At 63.4% G+C, this 21,755-nt stretch carries 24 protein-coding genes; 11 read left to right on the top strand and 13 right to left on the bottom strand.

All coding sequences use genetic code 11. The features are described from left to right. Window positions 1–132: 132 nt before the first annotated feature. The 7 genes from QU481_RS16730 to QU481_RS16760 all read right to left on the bottom strand — a co-directional run bounded on the left by QU481_RS16730 (window position 133) and on the right by QU481_RS16760 (window position 5,736). A complete protein-coding gene (locus QU481_RS16730; protein WP_289831169.1) occupies window positions 133–1,017 on the bottom strand; it encodes an ABC transporter ATP-binding protein in 885 nt (294 codons plus the stop codon). After that, window positions 1,014–1,694 (bottom strand): molybdate ABC transporter permease subunit, encoded by a 681-nt coding sequence (gene modB, locus QU481_RS16735; RefSeq protein ID WP_289831170.1) that lies wholly within the window; start codon window positions 1,692–1,694, stop codon window positions 1,014–1,016. The genes QU481_RS16730 and modB overlap by 4 nt, the downstream gene beginning before the upstream one ends. After that, window positions 1,684–2,115 carry a TOBE domain-containing protein gene (locus QU481_RS16740; RefSeq protein WP_289831171.1) on the bottom strand — a complete coding sequence of 144 codons (432 nt, stop codon included), beginning with the start codon at window positions 2,113–2,115 and terminating at the stop codon, window positions 1,684–1,686. The genes modB and QU481_RS16740 overlap by 11 nt, the downstream gene beginning before the upstream one ends. After that, on the bottom strand, window positions 2,112–2,867 hold the full coding sequence (gene modA / locus QU481_RS16745) for a molybdate ABC transporter substrate-binding protein (protein ID WP_289831172.1): 756 nt from the start codon (window positions 2,865–2,867) through the stop codon (window positions 2,112–2,114). Before modA ends, QU481_RS16740 begins: the two co-directional genes overlap by 4 nt. A 37-nt stretch (window positions 2,868–2,904) precedes the next feature. Continuing rightward, a complete protein-coding gene (locus QU481_RS16750; protein WP_289831173.1) occupies window positions 2,905–3,711 on the bottom strand; it encodes a TOBE domain-containing protein in 807 nt (268 codons plus the stop codon). Between the two features lie 167 nt (window positions 3,712–3,878). Then, a complete protein-coding gene (locus tag QU481_RS16755) occupies window positions 3,879–4,490 on the bottom strand; it encodes a MarC family protein (protein WP_289831174.1) in 612 nt (203 codons plus the stop codon). Between the two features lie 70 nt (window positions 4,491–4,560). Continuing rightward, window positions 4,561–5,736, bottom strand: a complete 1,176-nt coding sequence (locus tag QU481_RS16760) for a THUMP domain-containing class I SAM-dependent RNA methyltransferase (RefSeq protein ID WP_289831175.1) — start codon at window positions 5,734–5,736, stop codon at window positions 4,561–4,563. Window positions 5,737–5,832: 96 nt separating this feature from the next. On the opposite strand from QU481_RS16760, the gene mutY reads away from it, so the two are divergent. The 10 genes from mutY (at window position 5,833) to QU481_RS16810 (ending at window position 15,803) form a co-directional block, all read left to right on the top strand. Further along, complete coding sequence (gene mutY, locus QU481_RS16765; RefSeq protein WP_289831176.1) at window positions 5,833–6,873, top strand: A/G-specific adenine glycosylase; 1,041 nt, start codon at window positions 5,833–5,835, stop codon at window positions 6,871–6,873. Window positions 6,874–7,019: 146 nt separating this feature from the next. Continuing rightward, window positions 7,020–9,227: a RelA/SpoT family protein gene (locus tag QU481_RS16770; RefSeq protein WP_289831177.1), complete on the top strand. Its 2,208-nt coding sequence runs from the start codon at window positions 7,020–7,022 to the stop codon at window positions 9,225–9,227. 423 nt (window positions 9,228–9,650) lie between these two features. Further along, window positions 9,651–10,079: a 50S ribosomal protein L13 gene (gene rplM, locus QU481_RS16775; protein ID WP_289831178.1), complete on the top strand. Its 429-nt coding sequence runs from the start codon at window positions 9,651–9,653 to the stop codon at window positions 10,077–10,079. 16 nt (window positions 10,080–10,095) lie between these two features. After that, window positions 10,096–10,488, top strand: a complete 393-nt coding sequence (rpsI, locus tag QU481_RS16780) for a 30S ribosomal protein S9 (RefSeq protein WP_289831179.1) — start codon at window positions 10,096–10,098, stop codon at window positions 10,486–10,488. Window positions 10,489–10,691: 203 nt separating this feature from the next. Beyond that, a complete protein-coding gene (argC, locus tag QU481_RS16785) occupies window positions 10,692–11,735 on the top strand; it encodes an N-acetyl-gamma-glutamyl-phosphate reductase (protein WP_289831180.1) in 1,044 nt (347 codons plus the stop codon). A gap of 155 nt (window positions 11,736–11,890) precedes the next feature. Further along, a complete protein-coding gene (gene erpA / locus QU481_RS16790) occupies window positions 11,891–12,241 on the top strand; it encodes an iron-sulfur cluster insertion protein ErpA (protein WP_289831181.1) in 351 nt (116 codons plus the stop codon). Window positions 12,242–12,305: 64 nt separating this feature from the next. Beyond that, window positions 12,306–13,154 carry a CheR family methyltransferase gene (locus QU481_RS16795; protein ID WP_289831182.1) on the top strand — a complete coding sequence of 283 codons (849 nt, stop codon included), beginning with the start codon at window positions 12,306–12,308 and terminating at the stop codon, window positions 13,152–13,154. Window positions 13,155–13,324: 170 nt separating this feature from the next. Continuing rightward, a complete protein-coding gene (locus tag QU481_RS16800) occupies window positions 13,325–14,581 on the top strand; it encodes a D-amino acid dehydrogenase (protein ID WP_289831183.1) in 1,257 nt (418 codons plus the stop codon). A 418-nt stretch (window positions 14,582–14,999) separates the two neighbouring features. Beyond that, window positions 15,000–15,380 (top strand): group II truncated hemoglobin, encoded by a 381-nt coding sequence (locus tag QU481_RS16805; protein ID WP_289831184.1) that lies wholly within the window; start codon window positions 15,000–15,002, stop codon window positions 15,378–15,380. Between the two features lie 114 nt (window positions 15,381–15,494). Next, window positions 15,495–15,803 (top strand): hypothetical protein, encoded by a 309-nt coding sequence (locus tag QU481_RS16810; RefSeq protein WP_289831185.1) that lies wholly within the window; start codon window positions 15,495–15,497, stop codon window positions 15,801–15,803. Between the two features lie 12 nt (window positions 15,804–15,815). On the opposite strand, the gene folB is transcribed toward QU481_RS16810, so the two are convergent. Beyond that, window positions 15,816–16,175, bottom strand: coding sequence for a dihydroneopterin aldolase (folB, locus tag QU481_RS16815; protein WP_289831186.1), 360 nt, complete (start codon window positions 16,173–16,175; stop codon window positions 15,816–15,818). A 73-nt stretch (window positions 16,176–16,248) separates the two neighbouring features. Here folB and plsY point away from each other — a divergent pair, with 73 nt between their 5' ends. After that, window positions 16,249–16,878 carry a glycerol-3-phosphate 1-O-acyltransferase PlsY gene (plsY, locus tag QU481_RS16820; protein WP_289831187.1) on the top strand — a complete coding sequence of 210 codons (630 nt, stop codon included), beginning with the start codon at window positions 16,249–16,251 and terminating at the stop codon, window positions 16,876–16,878. Between the two features lie 63 nt (window positions 16,879–16,941). Here plsY and QU481_RS16825 read toward each other — a convergent pair whose 3' ends face one another. The 5 genes from QU481_RS16825 to surE all read right to left on the bottom strand — a co-directional run bounded on the left by QU481_RS16825 (window position 16,942) and on the right by surE (window position 21,713). After that, on the bottom strand, window positions 16,942–17,901 hold the full coding sequence (locus QU481_RS16825; RefSeq protein ID WP_289831188.1) for a histone deacetylase family protein: 960 nt from the start codon (window positions 17,899–17,901) through the stop codon (window positions 16,942–16,944). Between the two features lie 178 nt (window positions 17,902–18,079). Continuing rightward, entirely contained in the window at window positions 18,080–19,027 is a 948-nt protein-coding gene (rpoS, locus tag QU481_RS16830; protein ID WP_289831189.1) for an RNA polymerase sigma factor RpoS, read from the bottom strand. Between the two features lie 55 nt (window positions 19,028–19,082). Next, a complete protein-coding gene (locus QU481_RS16835; protein WP_346432450.1) occupies window positions 19,083–20,237 on the bottom strand; it encodes a peptidoglycan DD-metalloendopeptidase family protein in 1,155 nt (384 codons plus the stop codon). 76 nt (window positions 20,238–20,313) lie between these two features. Then, a complete protein-coding gene (locus tag QU481_RS16840; RefSeq protein WP_435382747.1) occupies window positions 20,314–20,985 on the bottom strand; it encodes a protein-L-isoaspartate(D-aspartate) O-methyltransferase in 672 nt (223 codons plus the stop codon). Beyond that, on the bottom strand, window positions 20,970–21,713 hold the full coding sequence (gene surE / locus QU481_RS16845; RefSeq protein ID WP_289831191.1) for a 5'/3'-nucleotidase SurE: 744 nt from the start codon (window positions 21,711–21,713) through the stop codon (window positions 20,970–20,972). The genes QU481_RS16840 and surE overlap by 16 nt, the downstream gene beginning before the upstream one ends. Window positions 21,714–21,755: the final 42 nt, after the last annotated feature.

The following is a 21,755-nucleotide window of genomic DNA, read 5'->3' on the forward strand; positions in this document are numbered from 1 at the left end:
GTACTTCTCGCACTGTTTGTGGCAGTGCACCTCGCCAGAAAAGCGTGTTGTCGCCGTCGTGCTGCTGGCGGTTGAACGGCAAGGCAAAAGCCGGCCCCGAGGGCCGGCTTTGTCATTGGAGCGCGAGATAGCTCAGCCGCCGGCCGGCATCAGCAGCGGGCTGAACGCGCGCGTCGAGATCGCGAGCCGCATGCCCGGTTCCAGCGCGTCGGCCTCCTCGTCGGTGGCGATCACCTCGACGATATCCTGGCCGACCAGCAGGGTCAGGATCCACACCACATCGCTGCGGCGCTTGGCCAGCAGTTCGCCGGAAAGCGACAGCCGGTCGCGGCTCGGCGCCTGGCCGATGAACACGTCGCGCGGATGGCCGTGGCGGACGATGCGGCCGTGTTCGCACACCATCACCCGGTGCGACAGCCGGAACACCTCGGACAGATCGTGCGACACCAGTATCGTGGTCAGGCCGAAACGCTGGTGCAGCTCCTGCAGCTCCTGCTGCAGCATCAGCCGCAGCGACAGGTCGAGCGCCGACAGCGGCTCGTCGAGCAGCAGCAGTCGCGGCCGCCGTGCCAGCGCGCGGGCCAGTGCAACGCGCTGCTGCTGGCCGCCGGACAGCTCGTGCGGCTTGCGTTCGGCCAGAGCCGACAGCCGGGTCAGCTCGAGCAGCTCTCCCACCCAGGCCGACTCGCCGCGCCCGGCTGCGTAGCGGACGTTGTCGCTCACCGTCATCGTCGGGAACAGCGCATAGTCCTGGAACACGAAGCCGACCGAGCGCTGCTGCGGCGGCTTGTGCATGCCGCGCGCCGCGTCACACCAAGTTTCGCCGTCGACCTTCAGGGTGCCGGCGCTCGGCTTCTCTAGCCCGGCGATTAGCCGTAGCAGTGTGCTCTTCCCGACGCCGGAGGGGCCGAACAAGGTGAGGAATTCGCCATCGTCGATGCGGCCGGCCATGGCAAGCCGGAAGCCGTCGCCGCTGTTGTGTCCCGCTCGGGACAGGCTCAGATCGAATTCGATCATCGCAGCACCACCTTGTGACGGCGGTTCAGCCAGTTGAGCAGGAACACGATGGCGAAGCAGAACGCTACCAGCACCATCGAGTAGGCGTTGGCGCCGCTGTAGTTGTGCACTTCCACCTCGTTGTAGATCGCGATCGAGGCAACCCGGGTCTGGTCGGGGATGTTGCCGCCGATCATCAGCACCACGCCGAACTCGCCGACGGTATGGGCGAAGCTCATCACCGTGCCGACCAGCAGGGCTGGGCGCACACTGGGCAGCTCGATGCGCCAGAACGTCGCAAGCCGCGACTTGCCGAGCGTATACGACGCCTCGCGCAGGCTGGGCGGCAGGTTGGACAGTGCGGCCTGTACCGGCTGTACCATAAACGGCAGGCTGTACAGCACCGAGCCGACCACCAGGCCCTCGAAGGTGAACACCAGGCGCAGGTCGAAGGTGCGGGCGAGCCAGGCGCCGAAGGCGTTGTTCGGGCTTAGCGTCAAGAGCAGGTAGAAGCCGAGCACCGACGGCGGTAGCACCAGCGGCATGCTGACCAGCGTCTCGACCAGCGGTTTGGCGCGCGAACGCGAGTGGGCGATCCAGCCGGCCAGCGGCACGCCGACCACGAACAGGATGGCGGTGGTGATCGTGGCCAGTTCGGCGGTGAGCCACAGCGGGCCCCAGTCGAGGTCAGCGAACATGGTCGGCTCCGTTGGGGGCATCTTCGACCAGCAGCGTCATCTCGTTGGCCTTAATCAGCGCTTCGACCTCGTCGCCGGGTGCCAGCGTCAGCTGCTGGGCCGAACGGCTGGTGATCAGCGCCGACAAGGGATAGCGGCCGAACAGCAGGTCGACCCGGGCGAGTAGCGCGCCCTGGTGCAGCGCGGTGACGCGGCAGGGCAGGCGGTTGCGCAGGCTGATCTCACCGGAGAGTCGCTTGGCGAGCGACACCTCCAGCTCCTTGAATGCCAGCGTTACCAGGCTGCCGACCGGATAGCGGTCGGCCGGTGTCGGCTCGCCGACCAGCATTGCGGTGCAGCCGAGCTCGCCGACGCGCACGTCGATGAGGGCGATGCCGTCGCAGGCGGTCACGCCGCTGACGATGGCCGGCAAGCGGTTCATGGTAGCGTGTAGCCGTTGCGTTCGAAGATGCTGCGCGCCTTGCCGCTGAAGAGGAAGTCGTAGAACTTCTTCGACGCCTGAGCGGCGGTTTCCTGGCCGTGCTTCAGCACCACCGCACCTTGGGCGATTGGCTCGTAGGCGGCCTTCGGCACTTCCACCCACTGGCCCTGGCCCTTCATCTCCGGCGCGATCACCACCGACTTGGCGGTGAAGCCGGCATCGGCCACGCCCGACGCGATGTACTGGCTGGCTTGGGCGATGCTCTCGCCGTATACCAGTTTCGGTGTCAGCGCCTCGGTCAGCTTGTAGTGGGCAAGAGCGCGCATTGCCTCGCGGCCGTATGGCGCGGTTTTCGGGTTGGCGACGGCCACCTTGTTGACGCTGGGCGACAGCAGGGTCTTCTGCCAATTCTTCAGGTCGACGCCCTTGGTGCTCCACAGTACCAGGGTGCCGTAGGCGTATGGCTTGGGTGCAGAGGAGGTGAGGCCCTGTTCGTGCAGCTTCTGCGGAAATTCCATGTCGGCCGACATGAACACGTCGAACGGCGCGCCGTTGGCGATCTGAGTGGCGAACTTGCCGGACGGGCCGAACGCGCCCTTGGCCTCGATGCCGGTCTCCTTCTGGAATTCGCGGGCCAGATCGTCGAATACGTACTGCACGTTGGCAGCGACGGCGACGTTGATCGTTTCGGCCAGGGCGCCGAACGGCAGTACGGCGAAGCCGAGTGCGATCAGCAGGTGTTGAGGCTTCATGGGGAGTGTCTCCTTGTCGTTATTGAGCGAGGCGAAGTCAGAACGGCACGCCGAGAATCACGCTCTTGGCGTCGAACAACGCGACGGCCGGTGCGCCGATCTTCAGCGTCGCCGCTTCGGCCAGGGTGACGATGCCGTAGAGCATGTCGCTGCCGGATAGTTGTAGCGCCACCTCGGCATCCTGCGGGCCGACGACGATCTCGGCCACAGTGCCGGCCAGGCGGTTGATCGGTGTGGTCGGCAGGTCGCTGTCGGGCGGCGCGATCGAAATCCACTGGGCCTTGATCAGTGCGACGATCTCCTGGCCGAGCTCCAGATTGATGCGCTCTGTGCTGCGGTGGGTGATGAGCACCGACAGCTTCTCGCCACCAGACAGCGCCAGCTCGACCTCGTCGTTGACGGCGCCGCTGCGGATCGCGCTGACCGAGCCGAACAGCTGGTTGCGTGCCGAGGTCTTCAGCGCCAGCTTCTTCAACAGCGGCAGGTCGGCGAGGCTGGCGGCCTCGTCGGACAGCGCGCGCACGAAGGCGGCGTGTGCACGTTCAACTGCGTGGTAGCCGGCGACCAGCTGCTCGCCGCGTTCGGTCAGCCGGGTGCCGCCGCCATGCTTGCCGCCGGTTTCGCGGATCACCAGCGGCTGGTCGGCCAGCCGGTTCATCGCCTCGACGGTGTCCCATGCCCATTTGTAGCTGCGGCCCAGGGTCTTGGCTGCCTGACTGATCGAGCCGGTTTCTGCGATGGCGCAGAGCAGACCGACCTCGGTGCTCCCGGCCAGGTTGACCTCGCCCTGTTCGAACCAGACTTGAGCGTTAAGACGCAGTGCGTCGTGTCGGGATGCAGGCATGACGTTGGCTTTCCTGTGTTATATCGACGTGAGTATAACGCTGGGGTGAGGTGACCGCTATCATTTGCTTGATATAACGAGTGGCGATAAAAAACCCGGCCGGTCCGGGTCTTGGGGGCGCTTGGGGCCGTGGCCGGATAGAGAGGCGGAACCGGCCGTTCAGCCGCTCAGCCCGCGCTGCCGACGTGGCGGATATAGGAGGCGATGCCGCCCATCAGCATCTCGATCGAGATTGCAGTCAGCACTAGGCCCATCAGCCGCTCCAGTGCCGAAATCACCTGCTCGCCGAGCAGGCGGTTGAGGCGACCGGAGAACAGGAACACCACCGTGGTCACCGCCATCGTGATGGTCAGCGCGCCGGCCCATTCCAGCATCCGTGACGGCTCTCGGGTCGATAAGAGCAGCACGGTCGCCATCGCCGACGGACCGGCGATCAGCGGGATGGCGATCGGCACGATGAACGGTTCCTGGCCGAGCTTGCCAGAGAACAGGCTGGCGCCCTCGGACGGGAAGATCATCCGGATCGCGATCAGGAACAGGATCACCCCGCCGGCGATGCGCAGGCTCTCGTCGGTGAGGTGCATCACTTCGAGGAAGGACTTGCCGAAGAACAGGAACAGCATGAGTACCACGAAGGCGATCAGGCATTCGCGCAGCACCACCTTGCGGCGCCGCTCCGGTTTCACCTGCTTGAGTGCCGTGATGAACAACGGGATGTTGCCGAGCGGGTCGGTGATCAGGATCAGCAGGATGGTGGCGGAGAGGAAGGAGGTTTCCATGCGGCCGGCTCGGTTGTGGTGGGGGCGGGATGATGCCATGCGGGCCGCCGCTTGGGCGGCCCCATGAGGATTACTGACCGACGGTGTCGCTTTTCTCGCGGCGGTTGGAGCCGGCCACCAGCGGAATCATGAACAGCCGGCATTCCAGAGCGCCGTTGTAGAGCGGGGTGCGGCGTTTCGGGTTCAGGCGGATCAGCTTCGCCAGGCGCAAATCGCCGGTGAAGAAGTAGGCGGTCCAGCCGGAGAAGTGCTTCTTCAGCCAGTGGCCCAGCTCTGGGTACAGCTCGGCCAGCGCATCCTGCTCGTCCAGGCGCACCCCGTACGGCGGGTTGGTGACGATGAGGCCCGCCTCGGCGTGCGGGCGGGCGTCGAGCACGTCGCCGCAGCCGAGCCGGATCGCATCGCCCAGGCCGGCGCGCGCTAGGTTGCGGCGCGCGGTCTCGACCATCTGGCGCGAGCGGTCGCGGCCGACGATGGGCAGCAGCTCGTCGCCGAGCGGTTTTTCGGCCGACTTGGCGGCCTGCTTCACTTCGTCCCACAGTCGCGCATCGAAGCCGGCCAGGCGCTCGAACGCGAATTCGCGACGGCGGCCCGGTGCGCGGTTCAGCGCGATGTCGGCTGCTTCGACCAGGAAGGTGCCGCTGCCGCACATCGGGTCGAGCAGCGGCTGGCTGCCGTCGTAGCCGGCCAGTAGCAGGATGCCGGCGGCGAGGTTCTCGCGGATCGGCGCCTCGCCGGTGTCGTCGCGCCAGCCGCGCTTGAACAGCGGTTCGCCGCTGGTGTCGAGGTAGATGGTGGCGATTTCCGGCGACAGGAACACCTGAAGGCGCACGTCGGGGAAGCGGGTGTCGACGCTGGGGCGTTCGCCGCAGGCGGCGCGGAACACGTCGCAGATCGCGTCCTTGACGGTCAGCGACACGAAGTCGAGGCTTTTTACCTTGGAGCCAATGCCGTCGGTCTTGACCTTGATGGTGTTCGACACGTCGAAGTACTTGGCCCAGTCGACGTGCTTGGCCAGCGCGTACACGTCCTTTTCGTAGCGGTAGCGGCCCTCGGTCACCTTCAGCAGCACGCGGCTGGCGGTACGGCTCTCCAGGTTGGCGCGCAGCATCAGCCGGGCGTCGCCGGCGAAGCTCACCCCGCCGTCGATCGGCTCGATGCGTTCGGCGCCGAGCGCGGCCAGTTCATCGGCAAGCACGGGCTCGAGGCCGCGTGGGCAGGGGGCGAACAGGGCAAGCTGGGTCAAGGGATACTCCTTATGAACAATCCCGCCATTTTAGCGGATTTCCCCCCTGCCGGCTTTGCGTTACCATATTTGGTTCGATTGTTTGAAGGTGCTGCCATGTTTGAATTTCGCTTTGCCGACCGTCTGATCGCCTGGCAGCGAAGTCATGGCCGCCACGATCTGCCCTGGCAGGTGAGCGACCCGTACCGGGTCTGGCTGTCGGAAATCATGCTGCAGCAGACCCAGGTGACGACGGTGCTCGGCTACTACGCGAGGTTTCTCGCACGCTTCCCCGACATCGCGAGCTTGGCCGCCGCACCGCTGGACGATGTGCTGGCGCTGTGGAGCGGCCTGGGCTACTACACCCGGGCGCGCAATCTGCACAAGGCAGCGCAGAAGGTGCGGGACGAATTCGACGGGGTGTTCCCGACGACGCGCGAGGACATCGAGACCCTCCCCGGTATCGGTCGCTCCACTGCTGCCGCGATCGCGAGCTTCGCGTTCGGCCAACGCGAGGCCATCCTCGACGGTAACGTGAAGCGGGTGTTGACCCGCGTCTACGGCATTGACGGCTTCCCGGGTGAGAAGAAGGTGGAAAACCGGCTGTGGGACTTGGCCGAGAGCCTATTGCCGGCCGACGCCGGCGACATGCCTGCCTACACACAAGGGCTGATGGACCTCGGCGCTACCGTCTGCTCCCGTTCCAAGCCGGCCTGTACCATTTGCCCGATGGTCGACGGCTGCGTTGCCGTCCGCGATGGTCGCACTGCCGAGCTGCCGACCAAAAAGCCCAAGAAGGCGACACCGACCCGCGACACCCTGATGCTGATTGCGCTGAACGACGACAGGGTATGGCTGGAGCGCCGTCCGCCCACCGGCATCTGGGGCGGCCTGCTGTCGCTGCCGGAGTTCGCCGACAGCGCTGCCGCCGAGGCATGGTTGGAAGAACGGGGTGACGGCGAGCTGCTGCCGACCTGGCCCGAGCTGGAACATGTGTTTACCCACTACCGGCTGATCATCACGCCGCAGCCGGCAAGGCTGGCCAGCCTGCGCGGCAACACCGTGCGCGAAGAGAGCGGGCAGTGGTGGGAACTCGAGGCCGCGCTCGACGCAGGCCTGCCAGCACCGGTGAAACGACTGCTGCAGCGCCTTGTCTAGCGCGCTATCGTCCCCATAGATAACAGTCGCCAAGCCCATGTGCCGTCGGCCGGGCCGTAATGACGGCCGAAGTGGGGCCTTGGTGGCAGCATGGTCGTTAATGTCATAACGCGGGTCCGCCCGCCTGAACCAGAGCAGAACACTGTATGGTTTCCGTAGTCAGAACCGTCGCCGATACCCTCGCCGACGCCGCCGAGCCGCAACGTTGGCTTGCCAAACTGTCCGCCACACTGCCCGACGGCGACCGGGCGCTGTTGGCGCGCGCGTTCAGCGTCGCGCAGGACCTGTATGGCGACGACGTGCTGCCGGTCACCGGCGAAAATCTGTTCACGCACGCGGTATCGGCCGCGGCGATCGTCACCGACCTGAACCTGCTGCCCGACGCGATCGCCGCGACCCTGCTCTTCGGCGTGCCCGACTATCGCGACGACTGGCAAGACTGGCTGGCGCAGAACTTCAACAAGACCGTCGCGATGCTGGTCGACGGCGTCGGCCGGGTGAAGCGGCTGACCGAGTTCGCCCGCCTCGACAAGCTCGACACCCCGGAAGAGCGCGCCCGCCAGGCCGAAACCATGCGCAAGATGCTGCTGGCGATGGTCGCCGACATCCGCGTCGTATTGATCAAGCTGGCTTGGCGCACCCAGACCATGCACTACTTGACCGAGTGCGACGAACCGGTGCGCCGCCGCATCGCGCAGGAGACGATGGACATCTTCGCCCCGCTCGCCAACCGCCTCGGCGTCTGGCAGATCAAGTGGGAGCTGGAAGACCTGTCGTTCCGCCACCTCGACCCGGACAACTACAAGAAGATCGCCAAGCTCTTGGACGAGCGGCGTCTGGAGCGAATCGGCTACATCGACCGGGTGCTCGACACGCTGCGCGGCGAGCTGGCGCGCGCCGGCGTCAAGGGCGAGGTTGCCGGCCGGCCTAAGCATATCTATTCCATCTGGAAGAAGATGCGCAAGAAGAAGCTCGACTTCTCCGAACTCTACGACATCCGCGCGGTGCGCATACTCGTCGAGAAGCTGCCGGACTGCTATACGGTGCTCGGCCTGATCCACAGCATCTGGCAGCCGATCCCCGGCGAGTTCGACGACTACATCTCGCATCCGAAGGCCAACGATTACCGCAGCCTGCACACTGCCGTGGTCGGCCCGGAGGAGCGGGTGATCGAGGTGCAGATCCGCACCTTCGAGATGCACGAGCACGCCGAGTTCGGTGTCGCCGCGCACTGGCGCTACAAAGAGGGCGGCAAGGGCGATGCGGCGTATGAGGAAAAGATTTCCTGGCTGCGCCAGTTGCTCGACTGGCGCGAGGAGATGTCCGATGCCAACCGCGAGGGCCTGGCCGACGCGTTCAAGACTGAGCTGTTCTCCGACACCATCTACGTGCTGACCCCGCAGGGGCGGGTGTTGGCGCTGCCGGTCGGCTCGACCGCGATCGACTTCGCCTACGCGATCCACACCGATCTGGGGCACCGCTGCCGCGGCGCCAAGGTCAATGGTCAGATCGTGCCGCTGTCGACCCCGCTGGAGAATGGCCAGCGCGTCGAGATTCTGGCGGCGAAGGAGGGTGGTCCGTCGGTCAACTGGCTGCACGACGGCTGGGTGAAGAGTCACCGCGCCATCGCCAAGGTGCGCCAGTACATCCGCATGCAGAATGCCGACGTGGTGCGCGAAACCGGCCGCCAGCTGTTCGAACGTGAGCTGGCGCGCCACCCGAGCGTCCAGCCCAATATTCAGGCGTTGGCCGAGTCGCTCGGTTTCGCCAAGCCGGACGAACTGTACAGCGCGCTCGGCCACGGCGAGCTGACGCTGCGCTCGGTCAGCAAGGCCATCGTCAGCCTGGCTCCGCCGCCACCCTCCGACGTGTCACCGGAGGACTTGGTTAAGCGCAGCAAGGGCGGCCACGACGCTGGAGGCATCCTGATCGAGGGGGTCGGCAACCTGATGACGGTGCTCGCCAAATGCTGCAAGCCGGCGCCGCCGGACGCGGTGGTCGGCTTCGTCACCAAGGGGCGCGGCATCTCGATCCACCGCGCCAACTGCACCACGCTGAAGCGGCTTTCGGCCAACGTGCCGGAGCGCCTGATCGCCGCCGACTGGGGTGAGCAGAAGAACAGCGTGTTCCCGATCGACATCGAGGTCAGCGCCCGCGACCGTCCCGGCCTGCTGCGCGACATCTCCGACACGTTAACCCGCGCCAAGCTCAACGTGGTGGCGTTCAACACGCTCAGCCGCGAGCATCGAGCGCAGATGCGCTTCACCGTCGAGGTGCGCAACGTGCTCGATCTCAACCGGGTGATCAACCAGATCCTCGACGTGCCCGGCGTGCAGGAAGCACACCGCGTCTGAGTGTCCGGTGTGCAGGTGGACGCTGCGCTGCATCATGACTAGCGCCCCAAGGGCTCCACGCATGATTGTGTGGTGGAGCCTCGTGCTTGCTGCTCTTGGGCGAGAGGGGGCACGTTGGGATGCCGTAATGGCGACATGTTTATACTGCGCTGCACAAAAAATCTTGCAATCCGGGAAAGCCGTGCGGATAATCCGTAGTGCATCAGGACGTCGAAGGCACAGCTCGCGTCTTTGGTGTTGTCTCCTCCATCCTCCTTCTAACTAAGGTGGAATTCAGCGCAATCTCACACAGATTGCGCTCTTTTTTTGCCCTGTTTGCACACTTCCGGCGTCCGCAATTTTCCTTTCTTTCCCAGTGGTTTGACAGGGTCACCCCCCTGTAATAGAATCCGGAACTTTCAAGAATTACGATGGAAGAGTTCCATGAAGACCTTTTCTGCCAAGCCTCATGAGGTAAAGCGCGAGTGGTTCGTGGTTGACGCTACCGACAAGGTACTCGGCCGCGTTGCTGCTGAAGTCGCTCGTCGTCTGCGCGGCAAGCACAAGCCGGAATTCACCCCGCACGTTGACACCGGTGATTACATTGTTGTGATCAACGTCGACAAGCTGCGCGTGACCGGTGCCAAGGCACAGGACAAAGTGTACTACCGCCACACCGGTTACCCGGGCGGTATCTACCAGCGCACCTTCACCGAACTGCAGAACCAGTTCCCGGAACGCGTTCTGGAGAAGGCCGTGAAAGGCATGCTCCCGAAGGGCCCGCTGGGCTACGCCATGATCAAGAAGCTGAAGGTGTACGCCGGTGGCGAACACCCGCACGCCGCCCAGCAGCCGAAAGCGCTGGAAATCTGATTTCTGAGGCAACACGATGAACGGTAAATACTACTACGGCACCGGCCGTCGCAAGAGCTCGGTAGCTCGTGTGTTCCTGCAAAAGGGCAGCGGCCAGATCATCGTCAACGGCAAGCCGGTTGACGAATACTTTGCTCGCGAAACCGGCCGCATGGTGATCCGCCAGCCGCTGGCACTGACCCAGCACCTCGAATCGTTCGACATCAAAGTGAACGTGACCGGTGGTGGCGAAACCGGCCAGGCCGGCGCGATCCGTCACGGCATCACCCGCGCGCTGATCGACTTCAGCGCCGAGCTGAAGTCGGCTCTGTCGAACGCAGGCTTCGTGACCCGCGACGCTCGTGAAGTTGAGCGTAAAAAAGTCGGTCTGCGCAAAGCACGCCGCGCCAAGCAGTTCTCGAAGCGTTAATCGCTGCGATCTGCTGGTTCAAAAAAGCCGCCTCTGGGCGGCTTTTTTCTTGTCTGCATGGCCGTGATTGAGGTTGGTGGCCGACTCGGTGCGAGGTCGTCAGGGCGGGCGGGGCGCCGCTGGTGCGTTTCCTTGTTGCGACGCACCCAAACGAGTCTTACCATGTCGTCTTTGCGACATATTTTTACGGTTGAGGCAAGGTCATGATCAAGGTTGGCATCGTAGGCGGCACCGGTTACACCGGGGTGGAACTGTTGCGTTTGCTGGCGGGGCACCCGTTGGCGCGCGTGACGGCGGTCACCTCGCGCAAGGAGGCCGGCATGCCGGTCGCCGAGATGTTCCCGAGCCTGCGCGGCCGTGTCGACGTGGCGTTCTCGACACCGGAAGAGGCCAAGCTGACCGAGTGCGACGTGGTGTTCTTCGCCACCCCTCATGGTGTGGCGATGGCCCAGGCGCGCGAACTGCTCGATGCCGGCGTGAAGGTGATCGACCTGGCCGCCGACTTCCGCCTGAAAGACCCGGCCGAATTCCAGCGCTGGTACGCGATGGAGCACAGCTGCACGGACCTGCTGGCCGAAGCGGTATACGGCCTGCCCGAAGTGAACCGCGAGGCGATCAAGCAGGCGCGGCTGATCGGCATGGCCGGCTGCTACCCGACCTCGGTGCAGCTGGGCCTGCTACCGCTGCTCGAAGGCGGCAAGCAGCTGATCGACACGCAGACGCTGATCGCCGACTGCAAGTCGGGCGTGTCCGGCGCCGGCCGCAAGGCCGAGGTCGGCACCCTGTTTGCGGAAGCGGGCGACAACTTCAAGGCCTACGGCGTGAAAGGCCACCGCCACAGCCCGGAGATCGAGCAGGGCCTGTCGGTGATCCACGGCGCGCCGGTCAAGTTGACCTTCGTGCCGCATTTGACGCCGATGATCCGTGGCATCCATTCGACCATCTACGCTCGACTCACGCCGGAAGGGCGCGACACCGACTTCCAGGCGCTGTTCGAGGCACGCTACGCGGGCGAAGCGTTCGTCGACGTGCTGCCGGCCGGCAGCCACCCGGAGACCCGTTCGGTGCGCGGCTCCAACACCGCGCGTATTGCGGTACATCGCCCGGGCAATGGCGACTTGCTGGTGATTCTGGTGGTCGAGGACAACCTGGTGAAGGGCGCTTCCGGCCAAGCGGTGCAAGTGATGAACCTGATGTTCGGTCTGCCCGAGGATGCGGGCCTCCAGGTGGTGCCGCTGCTGCCGTAAACGGGCCGGAGCTGTTGGAACCTGTTGCGCAATTGAACGTCGAATTGGGAACCGGGGCTTGAACTCTCGCCAGTTGCCCCCATTCCCGACTAAAATAGTGGGATGATTTGCCGTGACCCCCTGCGGCGCCCTGTTTCCAGTTTGAGGCAAGCCAAATGACTACTGCTACCGAAATGCCGTCTCCGATCAACTTCACCGACAGCGCTTGCGCCAAGGTGCGCGACCTGATTGCCGAAGAGGGCAACCCGGACCTGAAACTGCGCGTGTTCGTGACCGGTGGTGGCTGCTCGGGCTTCCAGTACGGCTTCACCTTCGACGAAATCGCCAATGAAGACGACACGCCGATCGAGCGCGACGGTGTGACCTTCCTGGTTGACCCGATGAGCTATCAGTACCTGGTTGGCGCCGAGATCGACTACCAGGAAAGCCTGGAAGGTTCGCAGTTCGTGATCAAGAACCCGAACGCGACCACCACCTGCGGCTGTGGTTCCTCATTCTCGGCCTAAGACCGGACTCCGACACAAGCCCGGGCCCAGTGCCCGGGTTTTTTTGCGCTGACCGGAAGGCTGCATGAACAAGATTCCGCCCATCGTCCTGCCCAGTTTCGAATTTACCCGCGAGTTTGTGTTTTCCGAGGCCGACTTCGAGCGCATCCGTCGACTGATCTACCAGAAGGCCGGCATTGCGCTCAATCCTTCCAAGAAGGACATGGTGTATGGTCGCCTGGTGCGCCGACTGCGGGCGCTGCAGCTGTCCAGCTTCACTGCCTACGTTGATTACCTGGAGTCGTCGAACGGGCGTGGCGAGTTCGAGCAGTTCGTCAACGCGCTGACGACCAACCTGACCTTCTTTTTCCGCGAGGAGCACCATTTCCCTATCCTGGCCGAGCACCTGCGCGAGCGCGCTGGGCGCGGCGATCTGCAGATCTGGTGTGCGGCGGCGTCCACTGGCGAGGAGCCGTATTCGATCGCGATGACTGCGCTGGAGGCGGTGCCGCGCAGCAATGTGTCGCTGCTGGCGACCGATCTCGATACCAGCGTGCTCGAGGTGGGCCGAAAGGGGCTATACGGTACCGACAAGATCGCCAAACTGCCGGCAGGCTACGCGGCGCGTTACTTCGACAGGCTGTCGGATGGCCAGTATCAGGCCAAGCCGGCGTTGCGCCAGATGATTCGCTTCTCGCCGCTGAACCTGATCGAGTCGGGCTGGCCGATGCGCCAGCAGTTCGATGCGATCTTCTGCCGGAACGTGATGATCTATTTCGATCGGGAGACGCAGTACGCGGTGCTGCGCAAGTTTGCACCACTGTTGAAGCCGGACGGACTCTTGTTCGTCGGTCATTCGGAAAACGTCTACTTCGCCGCCGACCTGTTTAAGCTGCGCGGCAAGACGGTGTACGAGCACGCCAGGCCGCGTTGAGCATCACCCTTCATTCCCGGTCATGGCGCCGCTAGGCATGGTGGCCGCCGTGATGCTGATGGGGATGTTGTGGACGATAGTGAGAGCGGTGGAATTCGGCCAGCGTTGGCCGAGTGCAATGAAAAAATGACGCGGGCCTATGTCGCCCGCGTTTGCATGGGACAAAGCAGATGAAGGTGGTGGTACTCGGGTCGGGCATCGTCGGGGTGTCGACGGCTTGGTTTCTGGCGCGTGACGGACACGAGGTGACGGTGATCGACCGCGGCACCGGGGCGGCGCGAGAAACCAGCTTCGCCAATGGCGGGCAGCTGTCGGTCAGCCAGTCCGAGCCGTGGGCGCAGCCGGGCATGCCGCTCAAGGTGTTGCGCTGGCTGTTTCAGGAGGATGCGCCGCTATTGTTCCGCTTGCGCCTCGATCCGGCGCAGTGGGAATGGGGGCTGCGCTTCCTGCTGGAGTGTCGGCGCGAGCGTGCCGAACACAATATGTGCCAGATGCTGGCGATCGGTAGCTACAGTCGGTTGGCGATGGCCGAGATCATCGCTGACACCGGCATTGCGTTCGACCATCTGCGGCGCGGCATCCTCAGCCTGTATGAGACCCAGCAAGAACTCGACGCTGCAGCCCGCGTGGCCGAGCTGATGGCCGTTTACGGCATAGACAAGCGGGTGGTCGATCGCAACGAACTAGCGCGACTGGAGCCTGCACTCGCAGCGGTGGCCGGCCAGTTCGCCGGCGCCACCTATTGCGAGAGCGATCAGTCCGGCGACGTGCACCTGTTTACGACGGCGCTGGCCGAGCAGGCCGTGACGCTAGGCGTGAACTTCCGTTTCGCCACCCGGATCAACGCCCTGGGGACCGCCGGCGGACGGGTCAGCAATGTGTCGGTGACCGGTCCGGACGGTGCCTTCACCACGGTACATGGCGATGCCTATGTGTTGGCGCTGGGAAGCCATAGCCCGCTGATCGCCGCTACCGCCGGTCTGCGCTTGCCGGTCTACCCAGCCAAGGGCTATTCAGCCACCATCCCGGTGCGCGATCCGGCCGCCGCACCGACAGTCAGTCTGACCGACGAGGCAGGCAAGATCGTGATGTCCCGGCTTGGCGACAGGCTGCGCATCGCCGGCACCGCCGAGCTCGCCGGCTATTCAAGCACGCTCAATCCACGTCGCTGCCGATTGCTGACCGACCGCGCCCAGGCCTTGTTCCCGGAGGCCTGCGACTGGGATGCCGCGCAGTTCTGGACCGGTTTGCGCCCAGCAACGCCGGGCAATGTGCCGTTGATCGGCCGCTCGCGCATCGCCAACCTGTTCCTCAACACCGGCCACGGTACGCTGGGCTGGACCGAGGGGGCTGGATCTGGCAAGGCATTGGCGGAACTAATCGCCGGACGTGCACCGGAGATAGGCTTTACCTTCACCGGGCGCTAAGTCAGTCTTTGCATAAAGCAAGCAAAAAGGCTCTTTTCTGGCTATAAAGACGCCGCACTATCACGTTCTTGTCTTAGATAGAGCCGCTAACAAAACCCCCTTGGCGTTGTTGTGCTGCCTGCCGTACTACTTGTACGGTCTGCGGCAGCACGCCTAGCCAAGGCCGCTACGCTGGGTTTGTTAGCGACTCTTATATGGAAGAAAAGACGTAGTCATGCAGCGGTTTCCTATCGGATTCAGGTACGGCTCGGTGCTCTGCCGTGCAAGCAGTCTTGCCGCTGCCAGTACCTGGGCACAGCTATCTTTCTGGCGAGCGATAAACAGTGGGGCGGCTGTGCGCCGGTCGGCGGCGAATAGGCGGGACAAGCGGAGCTTGCTATCATGCCCCGGTTTTTCTTGCTTTAGTTGCCGAAACCCGATGCAGTCGATGACCCCTTACCAACTTCTCGGTGGTGCCGGCGTGGTGCGCTGGTTGACCGATCGTTTCTACGACATCATGGACGCCGATCCATCGGTGGCGACGCTGCGTGCGATGCATCCCGTGGATCTCACTACTTCGCGCGAGAAGCTCTATATGTTCTTGTCCGGCTGGCTCGGGGGGCCACCGCTCTATATGGAGACCTTTGGCCATCCGCGCCTGCGCGCACGTCACCTGCCGTTCGCGGTGGACGAGGAGGCTCGCGACCAGTGGATGCTGTGCATGCGGCAGGCCGTGGGCGAACTGATCTGTGAGGATTCATTAAAACAGCAGCTGCTAGAGGCATTTTTCAATACTGCTGATTTCATTCGTAACCGTTAGTCAGTGACCGCGCGTTACTACCCCGTTTTGCCCCGAATCGGCCTTGCGCTGTCTCGGGGATGAGTCATTCTGAAGGCATGGTGGCCCATCCGTTTACCCCCGAGGGAGGTAACCGTGAAGATACTGTGCTTTTTTATCTTGCTCTGGTTGCTGGCGCTCGTTCGGCCGGTATTCGCAAAAGGCTGCCTTCCGGAGGCGATCAGCTGTTCTTCTCCGATCGAAAGCACTGGGTCCCAGCGCTTGGCCGGCAGCGAAAAGGAATCCACGCTCTTCCAGGCCGGCTCGTTCTCGCTAGAGAGCATCGACAGTGGCGATGGGAGTCGGCTCGGGCTGCGGCCATCGTTCAAGCTGGGAGAGAGCGGCAAGCTCACGTTTCGGGCCGGCAAGAAGAAGGAGTTGCGGGCCTCTTGGACGTTCAATTGACGTCGCGTAACCTCAATGAGGCCGGTGGCCGCGCTCGATGATCACCCCCACGCGCTTCACGCCGGGCAAAATGCCCAGTTTGGTTACGCCTACCCTGACCCAAGGAGCGCCGAACTCCTCGCGGATGATCTTCGCGATATGTTCGGCCAATGCCTCGATCAGCAGGAAGTGCTGCTGAGCCAGTAGTTCACGCAGGCGGTCGACCACCACGCCATAATGGATAGTGTCGCGGATGTTGTCGGAATGGCAGGGCGTCTCGCTCGGGATGCCGATCTCCAAGTCCAGTTCGATCGCTTGCGGGGCTTTCCGCTCCCATTCATATACACCGATAATGGTGTCGACGCGCACCTCGCGCAGGAAAATGATGTCCATGTGTCAGCGGCAGAGTGGGTTTTCGCCGCTCGATACCGTAAAATCCGAAACCCCATATTCTAGTGAAATCGTCATGACCACGATAGCGTTTGCGTTTGTTCTTGCCGCCTACCTGATCGGCTCGCTCTCGTTTGCGGTGATCGTCAGCCGTGCAATGGGCATGGCCGATCCGCGTAGTTACGGCTCAGGCAACCCGGGCGCTACCAACGTGCTGCGTAGCGGCAAGAAGTTGGCTGCGGTGCTGACGCTGCTCGGTGATGGCCTGAAGGGCTGGGTTGCAGTGGCTCTGGCCGCACACTTTGCGCCACAGAATGGGCTTGGCGAGCAGTTGATCGCGATGTCCGCAATCGCGGTGCTGGTAGGACACATGTGGCCGCTATTCTTCGGCTTCAAGGGCGGCAAGGGCGTCGCGACCGCGGTGGGGGTGCTGTTCGGTTTCAATGTGTGGCTGGCGTTGGCCGCCGTTGCCACCTGGCTGTTCGTTGCGCTGGTGTTGCGTATCTCGTCGCTGTCCGCGCTGATCGCGGCCGTGTTGTCTCCGGTGTACGCCTTTTTCATCATCGGACCGCATAGCGTCTATTTCGGCAGCTGCATCGTCATCGCCTTCCTGGTGGTGCAGAGGCACAAGTCGAACATCCTGAACCTGCTGGGCGGGCAGGAGACCAAAATCGGCGACAAGGCCGACGGCTCCAGCCACTCCTGAGTGAGCGTTGCCCGCAAAAAATCCGGCCATCGAGCCGGATTTTTTTGTGCCGTTCGACAATCTTCACAGGTCGGATAGGGCGCGCAGATGGGCCGCCACGCTGCGCCCCAGGGCGGAGAGGTCGTAGCCACCTTCCAGTACCGACACTAGCCGGCCTTGGCAATACAGGTCGGCAATCTGCACCATATGGCGGGTGACCCATTCATAATCGGCCTCGACCAGACCCATCGAGCCCATGTCGTCCTCACGGTGGGCATCGAAGCCGGCCGAGATGAACAGCATCTGCGGCTGGAAAGCGTGTAGCTGCGGCAGCCATACCGTTTCCACCGCCTCGCGGAATTCGCGTCCGCCGCTGCCGGCCTTCAGTGGCACATTGTGCATGTTCGGGCCGAGCGGCTCGTCACCGCAGTAGGGGTAGAAGGGGTGCTGAAAGGTCGACACCATCATCACCCGCGGGTCGTCCTTGAAGATTTCCTCGGTGCCATTGCCGTGATGTACGTCGAAGTCGACGATGGCGATCCGTTCGAGCTTATAGGTGGCCAGGGCATGCGCCACGCCGACAGCCAGGTTGTTGAAGAAGCAGAACCCCATCGCCCGGGCGCTTTCGGCGTGATGGCCAGGCGGGCGCACCGCGCAGAATGCATTTGGCGCTTTGTCCTCGCAGACCAGTTCCACGGCCTTCACCACCGCCCCCGCGGCACGCTGCGCGGCGAGCAGGGTACCCGGCGACATGGCGGTATCGGCGTCGATGCGGAAGCTGCCCACGCTGGGGGAGCAGGATTCCAAGTATTCAACGTAACGGGGCGGGTGGATGCGCGCCAGTTGCTGCGGGGTGACCAATGGGGCGTCGACTTCCTGAAGGCTGTCGAAGATTTGCGAAGCCATCAGTTGGTCGCGGATGGCGGTGAGGCGTTCCGGACATTCGGGGTGGCCGACGCCCATAAAATGTTTCAGGCAATCGGGGTGGCTGATATAGGCGGTCAAGCCGGTCCGGTGCCAACGAGTTTTCAACCAAGTGAACACGCGCGTCCCTTTGCGAGGCGGGTCGGCTGGATGCTGCCAGCATAGTTGGGTAATTTTTCAGTCTGCACGTAACCGGGCTGAAATGCAACCGGAGCGACCAGGCTGGCAGGGGCAGTCAGAGGGGGAAATAAAACAAGCCGCCCTCCGGGCGGCTTGTTTGTGATGCGCAAGTCTCGCGTTAGAGCAGGAAATCCTTGGCGATGCCCTTGCGGCGCAGGATGCGGCGCAATTGTTCCAGGCCCTCGATCTGGATTTGCCGTACCCGCTCGCGGGTCAGCGACAGTGCGGCCGCCAGTTCTTCCAGCGTGCAGATCTCGTGGCCGTTCAGGCCGTAGCGGCGTTCGATCACCAGTCGCTGCTTCTCGTTCAGCTGAGCCAGCCATTCGTGCACGAAGCGTTCCAGTTGGGCATTGTGCAACTGGATCTCGGGTTCCTCGGTCTGCTCGTCGGGAATCGACTCGCCGATCGACAGCATCGGATCGATATCGAGTGGGGCGTCGAGCGAGGCCATCCGTTCGTTTAGCGTCAGTACCCGGCGTACATCTTCGACCGGCTTGCCGACCAGGTGAGCGATTTCTTCCAGTGTCGGCTCGCGGCCTGCCTGCGCTTCCAGGTGACGCGAGGCGCGCAGGTAGACGTTCAGTTCCTTGATCACGTGCACCGGCAGGCGGATGGTGCGCGACTGGTTCATGATTGCGCGTTCAATGCTCTGGCGGATCCACCAGGTGGCGTAGGTCGAGAAACGGAAGCCGCGCTCAGGGTCGAACTTTTCCAGCGCGTGCATCAGGCCGATATTGCCTTCCTCGATCAGGTCGAGCAGGGCAAGGCCTCGGTTGATGTAGTGCTTCGCGATATTCACGACCAAGCGCAGATTGTGCTCGATCATCTTCTGGCGGGCATCGAAGTCGCCTTGCACCACCCGCCGGGCCAGTTCTAGCTCTTGAGGCGGGGTCAGCAGGGCGTTGTTGCCGATGTCGTTCAGATAGATCTGGGTGACATCGGCAATGTCCTCATAGGGCGTCGCCGTTTCCTGGCTTTCCTCCGCTTCGTTCTCCGCCGCCTCTTCCTGCACATGCTCCTCGTCGGCGACTTCGTCTTCGTCGAGGATTTCGATCTCATCACTCATGGCTAGCCCCCTCTCCATGTATTTGAGTGTCCTGTGCAGGAGCAGATTCCCCGGCTCAGGATGAACTGTCGAGATACTGCGCCGGGTCGACCGGCTTGCCAAACCGACGAATTTCGAAGTGCAGCTTCACCTGATCCGCGTCGGTATTCCCCATTTCGGCGATCTTCTGCCCCTTCCTTACTGCCTGTCCTTCTTTGACCAACAATGAACTGTTATGTGCGTAAGCCGACAAGAAGGTCTTGTCATGCTTGATAATGATCAGCTTGCCATAGCCGCGCAAGCCGCTGCCGCTATACACCACTTTGCCGTCTGCAGCGGCATAGATCGGTTGGCCGGGCTTGCCGGGAATATCGATGCCCTTATTGCTGTCCGAGAAGCCGCGGCCGATCTTGCCTTCGGCCGGCCACCCCCAAGTGATGAGGGTGCTGTCTGCAGCCTTGCCTGCCGGTTTGTTCGTGGTGCTCGCACCGGTACTGCTCTCGCTGTTGTCGGCCGCACTGTCGGTCTTGGGCGAGGGGCGAGCGGCCGGTTTGCTTGCGGCAGCTCCCGAGGTCGCTACGGCCACCTGTACGGCTTGGCTGCCGCTTGCGGCGCTGCCGTTATTGCGGCCTTCGCTCTGCGCGGCCAGGTTGCGGGCGGCGTTTTCCGAGTACGGCTCCTTCAGCGCCTTCGGATAGATCTTGAGCATGGCACTGCTGCCGACCGTGCTATTACCCGAAACGACCGGGACTGGAGCCGCCGTGGTGCTGCTCGCTGTTGTCTCCGGCGTTATCGGGGTACTGCTGGCATCCGGTGGCGTCAGACGCAACACCTGACCAACCTTGATGTTGTAGTCGCTCAGTTGGTTCCATGCTGCCACGTCTTGGTACTTCAAACCATTCGTCACTGATATGCGGTACAGCGTCTCGCCCGCTTGCACCACGTGCGTGCTTGCACCGCTGGCGCCGCCGTTGCTCGACCCGCTTGGCCGCACCGGCGCGCTCGGTGCCAGTGGCGCGCTCGGTTCCAGCGGCGTGACCACAGCCCCTTCGCCGTTGTTATTGTTCGGGAGGGGCGCGCTGCGGTTTGGTGTCGCAGTCGGGGCTGGTGTGGTGCGCTGGCCTGATTCGATCTGCGCAGGGGGTTGCATCAGCGAACTACAACCGGCAAGCGCGGCGAATACTGCCAGGCTGGCCAGTGAACGGGATGAAGCGATAAATGCGTTTCGCATGCCGTGTTAAACTTTATAAAGGAGCGGATAGCGGTTGTAAATTGTCTGGCAAGCACAGCTGTCGTTTTGCCTGTGCTCAGGAGCGTCCTGGCAACAGTGGCACAAACTTGACCGGCTCGAGCCGGCTCTGCTGGATGCCTTGTTGGGTCTTCTCAAAGCGCCACAGGTGCTGAACCTGCTCGTCGCCGATCGGCATCACCAGCCGGCCACCTTCTGCCAGTTGCTCGATCAATGCCTCCGGCACCTGACGTGCGGCGGCAGTCATGATGATGCCGTCGAACGGTGCTGCCTCGGGTAAGCCAAGGTGGCCATCGCCATGCACCAGCCGAGCGTGCACCAGCTTGGTTGCGCGCAGATTGCGACGAGCGATTTCCAGCATTGCCGCCAGTCGCTCGATCGAGTACACCTCGGCGCCGAGTTTGAGCAATACCGCGGTTTGGTAACCACAGCCGGTGCCGATTTCCAACACCTTGCCCGGCGTGCGCCCTGCGAGCAACAGCTCCGTCATTCGAGCCACTGTCAGCGGCTGGGAAATGGTCTGGCCATGGCCGATCGGCAGCGATACATCGTCGTAGGCACGTGTGGCAAGCGCCTGATCAATGAACAAGTGGCGCGGCACCTCGACCATTACGTCAAGCACCCTGGTGTCTTCGATGCCGGCTTGGCGCAAACGTTCACTCATCCGGCGCCGAGTGCGGTCGGACAACATGCCGGAGGCGGGCAGGGCGGGAGTCAGCGGCACAGCCAGTCCTTGATCTGGGTTAGTTGGGTGGTGGCGGTCAGGTCGATCATCAGCGGGGTGATCGACACGGCGTTGGCGGCAATGGCGGCAAAGTCGGTGCCGCTGCCGGCGTCCTGGGCATGGCCGACCGGGCCGACCCAGTAGATGGTCTCGCCACGCGGGTTCTGTGTCTTGATCACCGGTTCTGCCTTGTGGCGGCGGCCGAGACGGGTAATCTGGACCGGGCCGAGCGCATCGGCTGGTATATCGGGGATGTTGACGTTGAGCAGCACAGGTTGCTGCAGCGGCTGGGAGCGAAAGCGTTCGACCAGCAGGTCGATCACCGGGGCCGCGCTGGCGAAGTGCTGGCCGGATTTGCCGGCTAACGACACTGCGACCGAGGGGATGCCGAGCAGGAAGCCCTCCGTGGCGGCGGCGACGGTGCCCGAATACAAGGTGTCGTCACCCATGTTCGGGCCGTGATTGATGCCGGAGAACACCATGTCCGGCACAAAATCGAGCAGGCCGGTGACGGCCAAGTGGACGCAGTCCGTCGGAGTGCCGTTGACGAAGTGGAAGCCGTTGGCGGCGCGTCGCACGGTCAGCGGCCTGTCGAGTGTCAGTGAGTTGCTCGCGGCGCTGCGGTCGCGTTCCGGGGCGACCACCACCACCTTCCCGTGCCGGGACAGGATGGCGGCCAGTTGTTCGATGCCGGGGGAAAAATAGCCGTCGTCGTTACTGATCAGGAATTTCATACGCTCTCCGTAGCCAACGCTACCGATTGTAGCCCCATGAAA

Origin of the sequence: Crenobacter oryzisoli (genome assembly GCF_030385785.1) — a bacterium.
Classification (GTDB): Bacteria; Pseudomonadota; Gammaproteobacteria; order Burkholderiales; family Chromobacteriaceae; genus Crenobacter_A; species Crenobacter_A oryzisoli.

What these genes read in the sequence shown, in the direction of transcription:
- QU481_RS16730 (WP_289831169.1), bottom strand. Translation starts at nt 1,017, where the DNA reads ATGATCGAATTCGATCTGAGCCTGTCCCGAGCGGGACACAACAGCGGC.
- modB (WP_289831170.1), bottom strand. Translation starts at nt 1,694, where the DNA reads ATGTTCGCTGACCTCGACTGGGGCCCGCTGTGGCTCACCGCCGAACTG.
- QU481_RS16740 (WP_289831171.1), bottom strand. Translation starts at nt 2,115, where the DNA reads ATGAACCGCTTGCCGGCCATCGTCAGCGGCGTGACCGCCTGCGACGGC.
- modA (WP_289831172.1), bottom strand. Translation starts at nt 2,867, where the DNA reads ATGAAGCCTCAACACCTGCTGATCGCACTCGGCTTCGCCGTACTGCCG.
- QU481_RS16750 (WP_289831173.1), bottom strand. Translation starts at nt 3,711, where the DNA reads ATGCCTGCATCCCGACACGACGCACTGCGTCTTAACGCTCAAGTCTGG.
- QU481_RS16755 (WP_289831174.1), bottom strand. Translation starts at nt 4,490, where the DNA reads ATGGAAACCTCCTTCCTCTCCGCCACCATCCTGCTGATCCTGATCACC.
- mutY (WP_289831176.1), top strand. Translation starts at nt 5,833, where the DNA reads ATGTTTGAATTTCGCTTTGCCGACCGTCTGATCGCCTGGCAGCGAAGT.
- QU481_RS16770 (WP_289831177.1), top strand. Translation starts at nt 7,020, where the DNA reads ATGGTTTCCGTAGTCAGAACCGTCGCCGATACCCTCGCCGACGCCGCC.
- rplM (WP_289831178.1), top strand. Translation starts at nt 9,651, where the DNA reads ATGAAGACCTTTTCTGCCAAGCCTCATGAGGTAAAGCGCGAGTGGTTC.
- rpsI (WP_289831179.1), top strand. Translation starts at nt 10,096, where the DNA reads ATGAACGGTAAATACTACTACGGCACCGGCCGTCGCAAGAGCTCGGTA.
- argC (WP_289831180.1), top strand. Translation starts at nt 10,692, where the DNA reads ATGATCAAGGTTGGCATCGTAGGCGGCACCGGTTACACCGGGGTGGAA.
- erpA (WP_289831181.1), top strand. Translation starts at nt 11,891, where the DNA reads ATGACTACTGCTACCGAAATGCCGTCTCCGATCAACTTCACCGACAGC.
- QU481_RS16795 (WP_289831182.1), top strand. Translation starts at nt 12,306, where the DNA reads ATGAACAAGATTCCGCCCATCGTCCTGCCCAGTTTCGAATTTACCCGC.
- QU481_RS16800 (WP_289831183.1), top strand. Translation starts at nt 13,325, where the DNA reads ATGAAGGTGGTGGTACTCGGGTCGGGCATCGTCGGGGTGTCGACGGCT.
- QU481_RS16805 (WP_289831184.1), top strand. Translation starts at nt 15,000, where the DNA reads ATGCAGTCGATGACCCCTTACCAACTTCTCGGTGGTGCCGGCGTGGTG.
- folB (WP_289831186.1), bottom strand. Translation starts at nt 16,175, where the DNA reads ATGGACATCATTTTCCTGCGCGAGGTGCGCGTCGACACCATTATCGGT.
- plsY (WP_289831187.1), top strand. Translation starts at nt 16,249, where the DNA reads ATGACCACGATAGCGTTTGCGTTTGTTCTTGCCGCCTACCTGATCGGC.
- rpoS (WP_289831189.1), bottom strand. Translation starts at nt 19,027, where the DNA reads ATGAGTGATGAGATCGAAATCCTCGACGAAGACGAAGTCGCCGACGAG.
- QU481_RS16835 (WP_346432450.1), bottom strand. Translation starts at nt 20,237, where the DNA reads ATGCGAAACGCATTTATCGCTTCATCCCGTTCACTGGCCAGCCTGGCA.
- surE (WP_289831191.1), bottom strand. Translation starts at nt 21,713, where the DNA reads ATGAAATTCCTGATCAGTAACGACGACGGCTATTTTTCCCCCGGCATC.